Origin of the sequence: Sporosarcina oncorhynchi (genome assembly GCF_033304615.1) — a bacterium.
GTDB classification, from domain to species: domain Bacteria; phylum Bacillota; class Bacilli; order Bacillales_A; family Planococcaceae; genus Sporosarcina; species Sporosarcina oncorhynchi.
In genome coordinates, this window is record NZ_CP129118.1 from 1,483,893 (window position 1) to 1,498,006 (window position 14,114).

The 14,114-nt window shown below is 39.8% G+C and carries 15 protein-coding genes and 1 riboswitch; of the genes, 13 read left to right on the forward strand and 2 right to left on the reverse strand.

The annotated features are described in order from the left end of the window. The first annotated feature begins 157 nt into the window (after nucleotides 1-157). Together QWT69_RS07025 and QWT69_RS07030 are read left to right on the forward strand one after the other, a co-directional pair. A complete protein-coding gene (locus QWT69_RS07025) occupies nucleotides 158-2,026 on the forward strand; it encodes an LTA synthase family protein (RefSeq protein WP_317970336.1) in 1,869 nt (622 codons plus the stop codon). A gap of 100 nt (nucleotides 2,027-2,126) precedes the next feature. Next, nucleotides 2,127-3,218, forward strand: a complete 1,092-nt coding sequence (locus tag QWT69_RS07030) for a YqgU-like beta propeller domain-containing protein (protein WP_317970338.1) — start codon at nucleotides 2,127-2,129, stop codon at nucleotides 3,216-3,218. Nucleotides 3,219-3,324: 106 nt separating this feature from the next. On the opposite strand, the gene QWT69_RS07035 is transcribed toward QWT69_RS07030, so the two are convergent. Then, complete coding sequence (locus tag QWT69_RS07035; RefSeq protein WP_191692798.1) at nucleotides 3,325-3,504, reverse strand: DUF2759 domain-containing protein; 180 nt, start codon at nucleotides 3,502-3,504, stop codon at nucleotides 3,325-3,327. Between the two features lie 159 nt (nucleotides 3,505-3,663). On the opposite strand from QWT69_RS07035, the gene QWT69_RS07040 reads away from it, so the two are divergent. Continuing rightward, nucleotides 3,664-4,299 (forward strand): MBL fold metallo-hydrolase, encoded by a 636-nt coding sequence (locus tag QWT69_RS07040; RefSeq protein WP_317970343.1) that lies wholly within the window; start codon nucleotides 3,664-3,666, stop codon nucleotides 4,297-4,299. Nucleotides 4,300-4,350: 51 nt separating this feature from the next. Here QWT69_RS07040 and QWT69_RS07045 read toward each other — a convergent pair whose 3' ends face one another. Then, nucleotides 4,351-4,593: a DUF2626 family protein gene (locus QWT69_RS07045; RefSeq protein WP_317970345.1), complete on the reverse strand. Its 243-nt coding sequence runs from the start codon at nucleotides 4,591-4,593 to the stop codon at nucleotides 4,351-4,353. 269 nt (nucleotides 4,594-4,862) lie between these two features. Between QWT69_RS07045 and comGA the strand changes: the two genes are divergently transcribed. The 10 genes from comGA (at nucleotide 4,863) to gcvPB (ending at nucleotide 13,763) form a co-directional block, all read left to right on the forward strand. Further along, the gene (gene comGA, locus QWT69_RS07050) at nucleotides 4,863-5,870 is read left to right on the forward strand and encodes a competence type IV pilus ATPase ComGA (protein WP_317970347.1); all 1,008 of its coding nucleotides are present in this window, start codon (nucleotides 4,863-4,865) and stop codon (nucleotides 5,868-5,870) included. Then, the gene (gene comGB / locus QWT69_RS07055; protein WP_317970349.1) at nucleotides 5,863-6,918 is read left to right on the forward strand and encodes a competence type IV pilus assembly protein ComGB; all 1,056 of its coding nucleotides are present in this window, start codon (nucleotides 5,863-5,865) and stop codon (nucleotides 6,916-6,918) included. Before comGA ends, comGB begins: the two co-directional genes overlap by 8 nt. 54 nt (nucleotides 6,919-6,972) lie before the next feature. Continuing rightward, entirely contained in the window at nucleotides 6,973-7,254 is a 282-nt protein-coding gene (comGC, locus tag QWT69_RS07060; protein ID WP_317970977.1) for a competence type IV pilus major pilin ComGC, read from the forward strand. 4 nt (nucleotides 7,255-7,258) lie between these two features. Further along, the gene (gene comGD, locus QWT69_RS07065) at nucleotides 7,259-7,708 is read left to right on the forward strand and encodes a competence type IV pilus minor pilin ComGD (RefSeq protein WP_317970351.1); all 450 of its coding nucleotides are present in this window, start codon (nucleotides 7,259-7,261) and stop codon (nucleotides 7,706-7,708) included. Beyond that, nucleotides 7,698-8,000: a hypothetical protein gene (locus tag QWT69_RS07070; protein ID WP_317970353.1), complete on the forward strand. Its 303-nt coding sequence runs from the start codon at nucleotides 7,698-7,700 to the stop codon at nucleotides 7,998-8,000. Before comGD ends, QWT69_RS07070 begins: the two co-directional genes overlap by 11 nt. Continuing rightward, nucleotides 7,985-8,434 carry a competence type IV pilus minor pilin ComGF gene (locus QWT69_RS07075; protein ID WP_317970355.1) on the forward strand — a complete coding sequence of 150 codons (450 nt, stop codon included), beginning with the start codon at nucleotides 7,985-7,987 and terminating at the stop codon, nucleotides 8,432-8,434. Before QWT69_RS07070 ends, QWT69_RS07075 begins: the two co-directional genes overlap by 16 nt. A 164-nt stretch (nucleotides 8,435-8,598) precedes the next feature. Next, a complete protein-coding gene (locus QWT69_RS07080; protein WP_317970357.1) occupies nucleotides 8,599-9,111 on the forward strand; it encodes a shikimate kinase in 513 nt (170 codons plus the stop codon). Nucleotides 9,112-9,504: 393 nt separating this feature from the next. Further along, nucleotides 9,505-9,597: riboswitch (glycine riboswitch) on the forward strand. 225 nt (nucleotides 9,598-9,822) lie between these two features. Continuing rightward, nucleotides 9,823-10,920: a glycine cleavage system aminomethyltransferase GcvT gene (gcvT, locus tag QWT69_RS07085; protein WP_317970359.1), complete on the forward strand. Its 1,098-nt coding sequence runs from the start codon at nucleotides 9,823-9,825 to the stop codon at nucleotides 10,918-10,920. Between the two features lie 25 nt (nucleotides 10,921-10,945). Beyond that, entirely contained in the window at nucleotides 10,946-12,292 is a 1,347-nt protein-coding gene (gene gcvPA, locus QWT69_RS07090) for an aminomethyl-transferring glycine dehydrogenase subunit GcvPA (RefSeq protein ID WP_317970361.1), read from the forward strand. Then, entirely contained in the window at nucleotides 12,285-13,763 is a 1,479-nt protein-coding gene (gene gcvPB, locus QWT69_RS07095) for an aminomethyl-transferring glycine dehydrogenase subunit GcvPB (RefSeq protein WP_317970363.1), read from the forward strand. The genes gcvPA and gcvPB overlap by 8 nt, the downstream gene beginning before the upstream one ends. The last annotated feature ends 351 nt before the right edge of the window (nucleotides 13,764-14,114 follow it).

Here is a 14,114-nt window from a genome sequence, read left to right on the forward strand (position 1 = left end):
GTGCGCAAAAAAATTGACTATAAACGGTCGTTTTTTGAAACTTTTTCTCGTTTCATCCGTCTTATATATATAGCTTGTCTGTAATTTGACGAATAATGGGTTCTACTTATGCTCGCCCAACATTCAGTCGATAGAGTTTTTGAAAGGAAGGGAACAAATGAAAAAGGTGAATTGGCCAAAACATTCTGTGCTAGTCATTGCGATAGTTGCAACTTGGCTTACAACGTATGTCGGCTATATAACTAGTTTCAATATGAAAATTGATAATATGATCCAGGAATTGATTCTTTTCATCAATCCATTGAGTTTCTTATTATTCATATATGGTATTGCTCTCTTCATCAAGAGCGTGAAGAGAAGAAAGATTTATATTCTCTCTATAAGTTTAATCACATCTATTATCATGTTCAGTAATGCGGTTTTTTATAGGTTTTTCAGTGATTTCATCACATTGCCGTTGCTGTTCCAAACGAGTAATTTCGGTGATTTATCATCATCTGTACTTGCGAATATCCATGGAGCGGACATCTTTTTCTTTACTGATGTGATTATTATCGCATTGGCATTAAAATTTATTCCAAATATGGAAAAGTCGGTAAGCCATCGAAAAATAGGCCGGAAATTGTATTTTGTTGTTGCTGCGACAATTCTTATGGTCAATTTAGGACTTGCGGAAGCACAGAGACCTCAATTGCTTACGCGAAGCTTCGACCGCGAACTGCTTGTTAAAAATATCGGTACGTACAACTATCATATTTATGATCTGTTTATCCAATCCAAAACGCATGCTCAACGTGCGCTTGCGGATGGCAGTGAATTGACCGAAGTCGCGAACTATGTGAATGCAAACTATGCAGAACCTGACCCTGAAATGTTCGGAGTGGCGAAAGGGAAAAATGTGATTATGATTTCTTTAGAATCACTGCAAAATTTCGTCATTAACAATGAAATGGACGGTCATGTCATCACACCATTTTTAAATGAATTGACAAAAGATCCCGATACATTTTATTTCAATAACTTCTACCATCAAACAGGGTTAGGCAAAACGTCCGATTCTGAATTCATCCTGGAAAACTCCTTGTATGGACGGAATGGAGGAGCAGTTTTCTTTACGAATAGTGGAAATACTTATAACTCATTGTCCGAAAAGCTTGGCGATAACGGTTATTTCACTAGTGTTATGCATGCCAATAACCGTAGTTTTTGGAACCGGGATATTATGTATCAGGCTATGGGGATTGAGAAATTCTATGATGTCGAAAGCTATGAAATTGGAGAAGGTGAAGCAGTCAACTGGGGCATGAAAGATATTCCGTTCTTTGAACAATCTATTGATTTGTTGAAGGAAATGCCACAACCGTTTGCTACGCGAATGATAACCTTGACGAATCATCACCCATTCGATCTTGATGAGGAAGATATGCTCATTCCTCCATATGAATCGAACTCCAAAACCCTAAATCAATATTTCCAAACGGTCCGTTATATGGACGAATCAATCAAAGTTTTCTTTGAAGACTTGAAAGAAAGTGGACTGTACGATGATTCAATCATTATCATGTACGGTGATCATTATGGAATATCAGAAAACCACAACAAAGCGATGGGTATGTATCTTGAAAAAGAAATTACGCCTGTAGATACAGTGGAGTTACAGAAAGTACCGATGTTTGTGCATATTCCTGGATACGGAAAAGGAGAAATGTCAGATGAACTTGCTGGTCAACTCGATTTGAGACCAACAATTCTGCATTTGCTCGGAATTGACACGAAAGAGGATATGCAATTAGGTTCTGACGTATTTTCACCAGATCATGAGCCATTCGTCATTTTCAGAGACGGCAGATTTGTAACAAATGATCATATTTATACGCAGGAAGTATGTTATGATATCAAGACAGGTGAAATAGACGAAAGTGGAGCTTGCGAGTCTTATAATGAACGCGCCACAACAGAACTTGACTATTCTGATATGATCATTAATGGTGACTTGCTCAGATTCACTGAGGAAGGCCAAGAATAGAATAGTTGAAAATCACGAAAGTCAACTTAGTTCTGCACGGGTTTGTTCACCGTGCAGAACTTTTTTAAAGATTGAATTCTATAAACAAAGGAGGGTCGCGATGAAAAGAGTAGTCATGTTACTCGGTCTAATGCTTATATTTATCACTGCTTGTTCGAGTGAGAAACCAACTACCGTCGATGTGGATAATGAAGATCCAATCCTACAAGTAGAAGAGGATTCTAACCAATCAGTCCATTCTTTCAAAGCGAACCCTTCTTTTTTTCATTTTGTTGGTGATTGGCTGACCGATTCGAAAATACTTTATGTTGAGAAAAATGAAATTTACCAAGTTAACTATTTCGATATTGAGACAGGTGAATCTGGCATGATTTACGAAGACACGTCTTTTATTACGGATATCATCGTACACCCTTCTCAGGAATACATACTCATACATACAAGCGATCAATCAGACGTTGCAATTTTAAAAGTTCTTACTACAGAAGGTACTGTCATACATGAAATGGAGATTGCTTCTACTGAAATAACGGTGAATTGGAATCCGGTCGATGCGCAAAAGTTATTGATCACAGCATTTCATGAGGACTGGACTTTCGACATATTCATTTTTAATGGTCATTCTGAAAATCTATTCATCGTCAATATCGATGATCCTTTCCCGAAATGGGCTGGAACCGATCAAGTCGTGAGCATTTCCTTTACAGAACATATACTTGATGGAGGTAATCTGCAATTTTTAAATGTGGAAAATGACGGAATTACTTTCTCGGAATCTGAAGATATAATTTATTTTGACACATACGGTGATCGATTACTCACCGTGAAGTCACCAGTTAATGAGCTGTTTACCTTCTTGATGAGTTCGTTAGACGGTAAAGTGATTTCAGAATGGCAAATGCCTGCAGTCAGTAATTATTCTGAATGGGTCATTCCTGAAGTCGAGTGGATTAATGAAAACCATATGCTGTTTAAAAGTGCTCAAAAAAGTGGCCAATTAGATGACATCGGACAGTCTTTTAATTTGTATGAATGGATTGACGGAGTAAACAGTACAGTCATGGAAGGCATGGGTGCTGAACCACTGAAATGCTCGCCTACCGGCAAGTATTGTTTAAGCGGTTACACTTCGGAAGAGTTAATTGAGAAGGATACAGGTGTCAAACGGAACTGGATATACTTTGAAGAATAATCTTTCTTGAAAAGAAGTTAATTTACATTCACTAACGTCAATTTTATATAACCAGAATAAAAACATCCTCCACGGAATATCGTGGAGGATGTTTTATAATACAAAATTAATGAAGAGTAGGTGGATAACCCTGGAATACAATCGTTGCAATTGTAAATCCGCCAAAGATGACAGCTGCGGCAACGTTGAACACGATGCTCAAGAGATTGCGTTCTTTGAATCCTTGTACCGTACCTATAACTGATAAGATTGCAACTAGCCCGAAAATCACCATTAATATGTTCATGCGGTAGACACTCCTTTCAATAGAGAAAAAATGAATGCCGATTTAGCAATATTCCTCCTCTATTGTAATGGTTATTCAAGTTTTTGTCGAGTCAAATAAATGTCCAAAGTTTGAATTCTGCTCTCAGCTTCATTATTATTTACAATAGGAGGTGGAATGATGTTGAAAATACATACATATCCATTGGGGCCGATTCAAACAAATTGTTATATTGTGATGAATGATGAAGGCAAATGCCTTGTGATTGATCCGGGAGAAGAGTCCAAGAAAATTATTAGGAAAATAAATAAGCTGGAAGCTGAACCTTTAGCGATATTGTTGACACATGCACATTTTGATCATATTGGCGCCGTTGACGAAGTTAGGGATCGTTTTAAAATTCCTGTCCATATTCATGAAGCTGAAAAGGACTGGCTTCTTAACCCGAATTTGAACGGCTCTTCGAAGTATCCTGGACTGCCGTCTGTGAGCAATGCAAAGGCAGATGCATTTCTAGACGAAGGTGAAATGGAGATTGGGCCATTCAAAATCGATGTACGTCATACACCGGGACATTCACCAGGCAGTATGTCCTTTATTTTCACTGATAGCAAGATGGCTATCGTAGGTGATACTCTATTTAAACAAAGTATTGGGAGAACCGATCTTCCGGGAGGGAATTCGAAAAGACTTCTTACATCAATCCATGAGAAATTATTAACATTGGACGATGATTACATGATTTATCCGGGACATGGTTTGCCGACCACGCCAGGGGAAGAGAAAGATACGAATCCATTTCTAAATGGATTTTGAAATAGAAAACAAAAAAACAGCCGAAACGGCTGTTTTTTTGTTTTAACTCTTTTAGTGTCCTCCACCTTGTACGTGAATGAACGTTGCGTAGTAACTGAACCCTACCATGAAAATCATTAGATAAGCTCCGAACATGTACATATACATACGTTCCGTTAAATTCAAGTATCCAAGCAACAAGAAGAAGATAGTGCTAGCGATAAAGATGACGGTTGCCGGCATCATGCCGCCGATGAAAAACATTACAGCGAAAATACCAGTCCAAAAACCACATAACTTAAACATATTATCCATAAGTCCGTCCCTCCTTAACATAAAACGTTGAAAAGTTCTCTAATTCATTATAAGTGATAGTCAGTCCAATTGTAAACTCCTATGAAGTAGACATTGTGACAATTAGATGGAAAGTAGTTGTGAACAATACTTTCAAATATTGATTTTCATATGGTATTTCACCTTAAAAATCGAGTTTGGCAGAAACTGTTCCTTTTAAAGAATTTGTACCGTATACTCGCAATAAGGCGAGGAGCGGTCATTCGCCTACTAGGAAAGAGGGGTGTTCAATGGAGAAGCGAGATAATCTCATTGAGAAGAAATGTTTTGCTTTGCTTGAGAAGGCAATTAGCCATAGGGCGACTGACATCCATCTCGTACCAATGAGAGACATTTACGAAGTGCGCTTTAAAATCAATTCCAAACTTGAAACGTCCAGCACAGTCCCCCCACAGTTGGCTGGTCGAATGATCTCCTTTTACAAATTTCTTTCTTCGTTAGATATTAGCGACAAACGCAAACCTCAAAGTGGTTCATTCCATAAAAAAATCCAAGCAGATAACTTTTCCTTTCGTGTATCAACTATCCCATCCGTCAACATGCAAGAAAGTGTAGTCATCCGACTGCAAAAGCACGACAAAATCGTTCCACTCGATAATTTATGTTTAGAACCTGTCTGGGAACAACAACTACGACAGGCGACAAAGGAGAGGCAAGGTTTAGTAATCGTTACTGGGCCAACGGGAAGCGGGAAGACGACTACTATCTATTCATTGACCGCACATTGCGTAAATGAATTGGAACGGCATGTAATTACGCTAGAAGATCCTGTTGAAAATAATCATTCGCATCTCTTGCAGATTCAAGTAAATGAACGTTCCGGAATGACGTATGCTGCGGGACTTAAAGCGATTCTCCGACACTCACCGGACGTTATCATGATTGGTGAGATAAGAGATGCTGAGACAGCTAAGACGGCTGTAGCAGCAGCCCTCACAGGCCATCTCGTGCTTACAACGATTCATTCTAAAGATCCCGAGGGTTGTTTCTACCGTTTAATGGACTTCGGCATTACGCCAGAAGAACTGCGACAGACAATCGTCTGTATATGTGCTCAGCGCTTGATCAAGAAAGATTGCGGGGACTTAAGTGCAATTTTTGAAATTGTTCAAGGAGATTTGCTGGATTTGATAGCAGATGGCATTGTTAATGGCGAAAGAATTCAGATGCCTAAGGAGAAGAAAATTGAAACTGTTATGCAACGCTATGACAATTTGGAGAGAAAGTTGCATGATTGAATTTTCTTTGTCTCGTCCCCACAATCGACTGGACAGAATCAACCAGCATCCCGCTTTTCTTAAGCGTCTCGCAGTGCTATTGAAAGAAGGCTATACCTTCCATGACGGTCTTATACTACTTTTGCCACATCATAGTAAAAATTATGAAGACATACTTTCCCGGATTGAAAGCGACATAAAAGGAGGTTTGGGAGTTTCCAATGTATTAATTAGCCTTGGTTTCTCATCATCTAGCCTATTGCCAGTCATCATTGCCGAAGTTGATGGCAAATTGGCGGAAGCATTGGAAGGAATTGCAGACAGATTGGTAAAGGTAGATGAAAGACGTAAGAAGCTAAGAAATATATTAGCTTATCCAATTGTGTTGTTTTCATTCATGGCCATATTGTTAGTCCTATTCCGCAATTACTTCCTCCCTAATCTTCAAGCCTTAGCGATTTCTAGAAATGATACAAGTACAGGGCTAGTCTCTTTATTACCAATAATCGTCTCAAAAATACCCGATGTCCTAATCGGTACTGGATTAGTATTCATCATACTCATGATTATAGGTTCGATATTTTATCGTAGACTATCCCCTTCAGAGAAAGTTAAGTTTGTAATAAAAATTCCATTTGTCGGCCGCATTTTTATAAGTATGAAAACGCGAGATTTTGCCGGTGAACTTGGAAGCTTATTGCATTCAGGTTTATCGATGCAGGATGCACTTGATGTACTTATCAATCAGAAAATCGATAAAATAATGGCTGAAATTTCAGATACGTTTAAAGGTTATGTCGTCTATGGCGAAAGTTTTGATCAAGCTATTCTCATGACTGACGGCCTTAGTAATGAATTGAGTTCGTATGCATTACACGGGTCGAACACTGGACATTTACCGAAGGAATTGATTATCTACAGTGAAAATCTTCATGAACGGATTGAGGTAGAGTTGGGCAAATGGCTTTCTTCATTGCAACCAGTTCTATTCACCATTCTGGCTGTCTGTATTTTGGCCGCATATTTAGCATTGTTATTACCGGTTTATAATATGTTCGATACGATTTGAGGAGGTAGGAAGGTGTTTAACAGTAAAAATGAAAAAGGATTTACGTTAATTGAAATGATGATCGTTCTTCTTATCATTTCTGTACTAGTGCTTATCGCTATCCCGAATGTGACAAAACATGCAAGTACAATTGATAAAAAGGGATGTGAAGCGTATGTGAAAATGGTGCAGGGACAAGTGGAGGCTTATCGGATGGAGAACCACAAAGTGCCTAAATTAGCTGAATTGGAGGATGCTGATTATTTGCCGAAAAATGCAGAATGTCCTGATGGAACGAAAATAGTTGTCACTGATGAAGGCATAGTGAAAACCGAGACAGATCTAAGTGCAGAGTAAAAGTATGTTTGATAATAAACAATCAGGATTCACTTTTCTGGAACTGCTATTAGTACTAAGTATTGTGGCAATTGTAACGGTAATTATCATTCCGAGTGGAGATAAATGGGTAAAAAAACAGAGCGAAAAAGAAGCGCTTGAGACGTTCATTGCAACAATCCATCATGCACAGGCTTATGCAATCGCATATGAAGCATCGACTGCCATAAAATTTAAAGATTCAGGTGCTACGTATAGGCTGTATACACCTAACTTAGAGTCAACCAAACCTAGGGATGTCGAATTTCCGACAGGCATGCGTGTAATCGCAATCAGCAGTAACATGAAGGGAATTGAATTTACTAAAGCTGGAAATATCGTCAATTCGGGTACCATTACATTGAAAACCTCTGCCGGAGTAAAATTGATCACCTTGCAATTACAGCATGGGAGGGTTCTCGTCCGTGATCAATGAAAAAGGCTTTTCTTGGCCTGAATCTATTCTGGCTCTTGTTGTACTCACGGTCATCTTTGGTACCTTGCTGCCGTTATATTCCAATATGGCAAACGGTTTGGAAAGAAAGAGGCTTGAAATGCATGCTACAAAGACTGCTTATCATGGAGCTGTTCTGCATCATTATTATGGGAGGACGTCTGGTACTGTTTCCATTGAGAATGTTCACTTCAACTGGTATGTAGGATTAAACGCAGTCTGTGTCTCTTATCAATTGTTAGAGGATGATCAGGAAAAATGCGTGCATTACTAAAAGGTGCTAATCAATCGGGCTATTCATTAATTGAGTCAATCTTTCAATTGCTGATTTTAGGGATTTTTCTACAGTTCGTTCTTCTATTTTTTTATTGGAAAGCGCCAATTGAGCGTCAATTTGAAGATTATTACGCGACTGAGTGGGAACTCTTTGGAATTGAACTACAAGAATTACTTATTGAAGTGGAGGAATTCAACATCTTAGTAGGTAACCGTTCAATCTCATTTCTAAATGACAGAGGGAAAATCGAAATTGGACAAAGTGGCTCTGTCATCCGAAAACTCGTTCATACAAAAGGATATATACCGCTCTTTACGAATGTGCGAGAAACGACCTTCACATATGAAGGAGAAGAACTTGCTTTAAAAGTTCTGATGCTCGATGGTAAAACCCGGGAGTGGAGGTTCGTAATTGGACTTCGTCAGGGATGAACAGGGTACTGTCCTTGCAGCTTCATTAATATTACTTTTTATCGTAAGCCTCTTTCTTTTTACCCTCGTTTCATGGCATAGTAATCTATATAGAACTTTCGATTCCATTGAAACGTATTACGAAAATCAAACATCAAAGATTATGAGGCAGGGCGGTTACAATTATGAAGAAAGTATATTTGATCGGATTCATGGGCAGTGGTAAAAGTGCGATTGGCAAACGCCTAAGCAATCTGTTGAATCTTCCTTTTTATGATATGGATACGGAAATCGCAAAAAAGACCGGTATGACAATACCGCAAATATTCGAAACGTATGGGGAAGAGAAATTCAGGGAGATGGAAACTGACTTTCTACTTCATTTTCCAGATGAGTATTGCATTATCGCTACTGGTGGCGGTGTTGCTATGCGCGCACACAACCGTGAGATTATGCGTGCAACGGGTCTGGTGTTTTTTCTTAATTCAACATATCGGGATATTTGGCGAAGAGTATCAACGGATAAAAACAGGCCTATCGTTCAACGCTCCACTCGTGAACAGCTGGAAGCACTCTATCATAAAAGAAAACCACTTTATTTGGAGTGTGCACAATTTAAAGTCGAAACGACGGGACGATCTCTAAACGAAATTACACAATATATAGCCTTTCAGATACTTCGTTTAAAAGGGGATTGAGTGAAAGTTCATTTTGACTACTCCTATGTCGATGGGACAGAAGTAGAAAAGTCATTAAAATTCACTAATTGTTCAAAAAGAAAAGTGCATGTAATCAAGGCTCATATATTTGATTGCATGCACTTTTTTAATTTTCACGTGGTTATGTCACGGACTCTTATCTTTGTTTAGCATTTTTGCATTTTAGAAGTTGCAGTACTTTATAAAATATGTAAATCATTTTATTCAGAACTCATTAACACGAACGATTATATTTAATTCCTCTTCATTATTCGTTTTATTATCGTTACTTGAAAAGGATTGCGATTCTCTGGATGTAATGTTAAGATATAAGGCGAAAGGCTACATAGTTGTCTAAACATTTTACACATATTTAAAAATGAATAAGCGCGGATGATTGTATGGGGAGAGCACGCATTAGGCGTCGCCGAAGGAGCAAGTAACGAAAGTTATGAATCTCTCAGGTAACAAGACCCATCCATGACGCATCTCTGGAGAGAGCCGATTCTATCGGCCACCAACGAGGAAAGCCGTAAGGTCAAACTTTCAGGTAGACGGACAGAGGTTCTCTTAGCGATAAGGGGATCTCTGTCTTTTTATGGCAACTATTCTTTGATACTAGCTATTTAAATAGTGTCATATCAGATTGGTTTGCCAAAAGAACATTACGATTTATGCAAGTCATCATTTACTTTAAGGGGGAAAATGGCTGTGGCAGAAAATTTAAAACGAACCGCTTTATTTGAAAGCTATAAACAGTACGGTGGCAAGACGATTGATTTTGGTGGATGGGAGTTACCTGTCCAATTTTCAAGCATCAAAGCTGAACATGAGGCTGTTCGAACGAAGGCAGGACTATTTGACGTCTCCCATATGGGTGAAGTGTTTGTCAGCGGGGCTGGCGCGCTTGCATTCTTGCAGAAACTTATGACGAACGATGTTGCAAAACTGAAAGACGGTCAAGCGCAATACACGGCGATGTGTTATGAAGACGGTGGCACAATTGACGATTTGCTTATTTATAAAAGAGCCGACAATGATTATCTCTTAGTCGTTAACGCTTCTAATATTGAAAAAGACGTGGAATGGATGGAAAAGCATGCGTCAGCTGACGTAGTGATTGAAAATCGTTCTGACGAATATGGCTTGCTTGCATTGCAAGGACCGAAAGCGCAGGAAATCCTGCAAAAACTGACTGATCAACCATTGGAAGATATCAAATTTTTCCGTTTTAAAGAAGGCGTCAATGTTGCAGGACATAAAGTGCTTATTTCACGCACGGGTTACACCGGAGAAGATGGATTTGAAATTTATGGTGCTCCTGAATCGATGGTCGCGCTTTGGCCTGCGATTCTTGAGGCAGGTGAAGAAGAAGGGCTTGTTCCAGCTGGTTTAGGCGCACGCGATACTCTTCGTTTTGAAGCTGGTTTGCCACTGTACGGACAGGAATTGTCTAAGGATATCTCTCCTTTGGAAGCAGGTATTGGATTTGTCGTTAAAGTTAATAAGGAATCGGATTTCAATGGGAAAGATGTGCTAACGAGTCAAAAAGAGAACGGAGTACCACGAAAACTCGTAGGTCTTGAAATGATTGACAAAGGCATTCCGAGAACGGGTTATAAGGTCTTCATTGGCGAAGAAGAAATTGGTGAAGTCACAACTGGTACTCAATCGCCTACATTGAAAAAGAACATCGGCTTTGCGCTTTTGAAAGCAGAGTATACTGCTGAAGGTACTGAAGTCGAAGTTGAAATTCGCGGAAAGCGTTTGAAAGCTGCACTAATCGCAACACCATTCTATAAACGATAATTGAATGAAGAGGAGACATGCTGATATGAACCATCGTTATATTCCAATGACGGAATCTGATCGTGATGAAATGTTATCGACAATCGGAATTGCTACAATTGATGAATTATTTGAGGATATTCCTGAAAAAGTCCGTTTCAAAGGTGAATTGGCAATTAAGAAAGCAAAATCCGAATCTGCTCTGACGAAAGAGCTTTCAAGAGTTGCTGCTAAAAATGCAAACTCCACTACGAACGCATCTTTCCTTGGTGCTGGTGTCTATGATCATTACAAACCAATCATCGTTGACCATGTTATTTCGCGCTCTGAGTTTTACACAGCTTATACGCCGTACCAACCAGAGATTTCACAAGGTGAATTGCAGGCAATCTTTGAATTCCAGACAATGATTTGCGAGTTGACGGGAATGGATCTTGCAAACTCATCCATGTACGATGGCGGAACTGCACTTGCTGAAGCAGGCAACCTCGCTGCAGGCCATACGAAACGCAAAAAGATTCTTATCTCTGAAACCGTACATCCTGAATCCCGTGATGTTGTCGCATCTTATGCATCCGGCCAATTCATTGATGTAGTTACAGTTCCACAGAAAGACGGCGTTACAGATATTGTTAAATTGGAAGAATTGATCGATGAAGATACAGCAGCCGTTCTTGTCCAATACCCAAACTTCTTTGGTCAAATTGAAGATATCCAGAAAATCGGTGAAATGGCACATGACAAAGGCGGATTATTCGTAGTCTCTTCCAATCCGCTTGCACTTGGTGTTTTAACACCTCCTAGAAAACTCGGTGCAGATATCACTGTTGGTGATGCACAGCCATTCGGTATCCCTGAACAATTCGGCGGACCGCATTGCGGCTATTTTGCTACAACAAAAAAACTAATGCGTAAAGTTCCAGGTAGATTAGTTGGGGAAACAACTGACGAAGCTGGCAGACGCGGATATGTGTTGACACTTCAAGCACGTGAACAGCATATCCGTCGAGACAAAGCGACGTCCAATATTTGTTCCAATCAGGCATTGAATGCCTTGGCAGCATCTGTTGCGATGACGGCATTTGGTAAGAAGGGTGTAAAAGAAATCGCTTATCATAATATCGCTAAAACAGCATATGCAAAAACAGCATTTGAAAAAGCTGGATTTACGGTGAAATTCAATCATGCCCATTTCAACGAGATCGTAGTTGAAGTGAAGAAGCCTATTAAAGAATTGAATGCGAAACTGCTTGAAAATGGTATAATCGGCGGCTATGATCTTGGACTCACATATCCTGAACTGTCCAACCACGTCTTGTTAGCTGTCACGGAACAACGTACAAAAGAAGAAATCGATGCACTCGTGCAGGAAATGGAGGCAAACAATGCATAAAGATAACCAACCTCTTATTTTTGAAATTACGAAAGAAGGCCGGGTAGGCTATAATCTGTCCGAATTGGATGTTCCTGAAATCGATCTTTCAAGCCATTTGCCAGCTGGATTTGAACGTGTTGAAAGTCCGGAACTGCCTGAAGTTTCAGAGCTTGATATTATGCGTCACTATACTGCATTGTCTAATCGGAATCACGGGGTAGATACAGGTTTCTATCCGCTTGGATCTTGTACGATGAAATATAATCCGAAAATCAACGAATCCGTTGCACGTTATGCTGGATTCGCAAATATTCACCCATTGCAAGATGAGTCAACAGTTCAAGGCGCAATGGAAGTTATGTATGATTTGCAGGAGCATCTGTCTGAAATTACAGGGATGGCCGAAGTGACACTTCAGCCTGCAGCTGGAGCACACGGAGAGTGGACTGCATTAATGATGATTCGTGCTTTCCATGAAGCAAACGGAGAGTCTAATCGTACAAAGGTTCTTGTCCCTGACTCCGCACACGGAACAAATCCTGCATCTGCAACTGTAGCAGGTTTTGATACGGTGACAGTTAAGTCAAATGAGCTTGGTCTCGTTGACATTGAAGATTTAAGATCCAAAGTCGGTCCTGATACAGCAGCTTTGATGCTGACAAACCCGAATACGCTAGGTTTGTTTGAAGAAGATATTCTTGAAATGGCTGAAATTGTCCACGGTGTCGGCGGTAAATTATATTATGACGGTGCTAACCTGAATGCCGTCATGTCAAAAGCTAGACCAGGAGACATGGGCTTTGATGCAGTTCACTTGAACCTGCACAAGACTTTTACAGGTCCACACGGCGGTGGCGGTCCCGGTTCAGGTCCAGTAGGTGTAACAAGTGAATTGGCTCCTTTCCTACCAAAACCAGTACTTGTCAAAAAAGGTGATACGTTCACGTTCGAATACGATCGTCCGCAATCCATTGGTCGCGTGAAGCCGTTCTACGGAAACTTCGGTATCTTCTTACGTGCATACACGTATATCCGTTCAATGGGTCCAGACGGCTTGAAAGCTGTTACTGAATATGCTGTATTGAATGCGAACTATATGATGCGCAGACTAGAACCCTATTTTGATCTGCCATACACGCAACACTGTAAACACGAATTCGTTCTTTCAGGCAGACGCCAAAAGAAATTGGGTGTGCGTACATTAGATATGGCGAAACGACTGCTTGACTTTGGCTTCCACCCGCCAACAATCTATTTCCCGTTAAATGTTGAAGAGGGAATGATGATTGAGCCGACGGAAACAGAATCCAAAGAGACGCTCGACTCCTTCATCGATGCAATGATTCAAATTGCGAAAGAAGTAGAAGAGACGCCTGAAATCGTCCAGGAAGCGCCACATACGACTGTCATTAATCGTTTGGATGAAACAAAGGCTGCACGTCATCCGGTATTGCGATATACAAAAGAAGAAGAACTAGTAAACGCATAAACAATTTAATGAAATAGAAGAGCCCTATTCAATCAACGGGTTCGGTACTTGAGAAAACGATAACAAACATAGCTTTTGGGGACACTATTCGAATACGAATGAGTGTCCCTATTTTTGTTGTATCATGTTATATAGGGGTCTTTTGGAAGTTTCTCACAGTACTATCAGTTTTTGAATTACCAACATTGAAAGTGACTTTGTTAATTTGCGGTTGGCATAACTATCGCGAATTTATTCTGAAGTTAATGAAAATAGTAAAAGGAACAAAGGATTTTATGCTAAAATAGATTTTGAAAAATTTTGTTAGCAAACGCGGAATAACCTAACATGAATTGTTACTATTTACTCTAG

What these genes read in the sequence shown, in the direction of transcription:
- comGA (WP_317970347.1), top strand. Translation starts at nt 4,863, where the DNA reads ATGGAGAAGCGAGATAATCTCATTGAGAAGAAATGTTTTGCTTTGCTT.
- comGC (WP_317970977.1), top strand. Translation starts at nt 6,973, where the DNA reads ATGATGATCGTTCTTCTTATCATTTCTGTACTAGTGCTTATCGCTATC.
- comGD (WP_317970351.1), top strand. Translation starts at nt 7,259, where the DNA reads ATGTTTGATAATAAACAATCAGGATTCACTTTTCTGGAACTGCTATTA.
- QWT69_RS07035 (WP_191692798.1), bottom strand. Translation starts at nt 3,504, where the DNA reads ATGAACATATTAATGGTGATTTTCGGGCTAGTTGCAATCTTATCAGTT.
- QWT69_RS07030 (WP_317970338.1), top strand. Translation starts at nt 2,127, where the DNA reads ATGAAAAGAGTAGTCATGTTACTCGGTCTAATGCTTATATTTATCACT.
- comGB (WP_317970349.1), top strand. Translation starts at nt 5,863, where the DNA reads ATGATTGAATTTTCTTTGTCTCGTCCCCACAATCGACTGGACAGAATC.
- QWT69_RS07025 (WP_317970336.1), top strand. Translation starts at nt 158, where the DNA reads ATGAAAAAGGTGAATTGGCCAAAACATTCTGTGCTAGTCATTGCGATA.
- QWT69_RS07080 (WP_317970357.1), top strand. Translation starts at nt 8,599, where the DNA reads ATGAAGAAAGTATATTTGATCGGATTCATGGGCAGTGGTAAAAGTGCG.
- gcvPB (WP_317970363.1), top strand. Translation starts at nt 12,285, where the DNA reads ATGCATAAAGATAACCAACCTCTTATTTTTGAAATTACGAAAGAAGGC.
- QWT69_RS07075 (WP_317970355.1), top strand. Translation starts at nt 7,985, where the DNA reads ATGCGTGCATTACTAAAAGGTGCTAATCAATCGGGCTATTCATTAATT.
- QWT69_RS07045 (WP_317970345.1), bottom strand. Translation starts at nt 4,593, where the DNA reads ATGGATAATATGTTTAAGTTATGTGGTTTTTGGACTGGTATTTTCGCT.
- QWT69_RS07040 (WP_317970343.1), top strand. Translation starts at nt 3,664, where the DNA reads ATGTTGAAAATACATACATATCCATTGGGGCCGATTCAAACAAATTGT.
- gcvPA (WP_317970361.1), top strand. Translation starts at nt 10,946, where the DNA reads ATGAACCATCGTTATATTCCAATGACGGAATCTGATCGTGATGAAATG.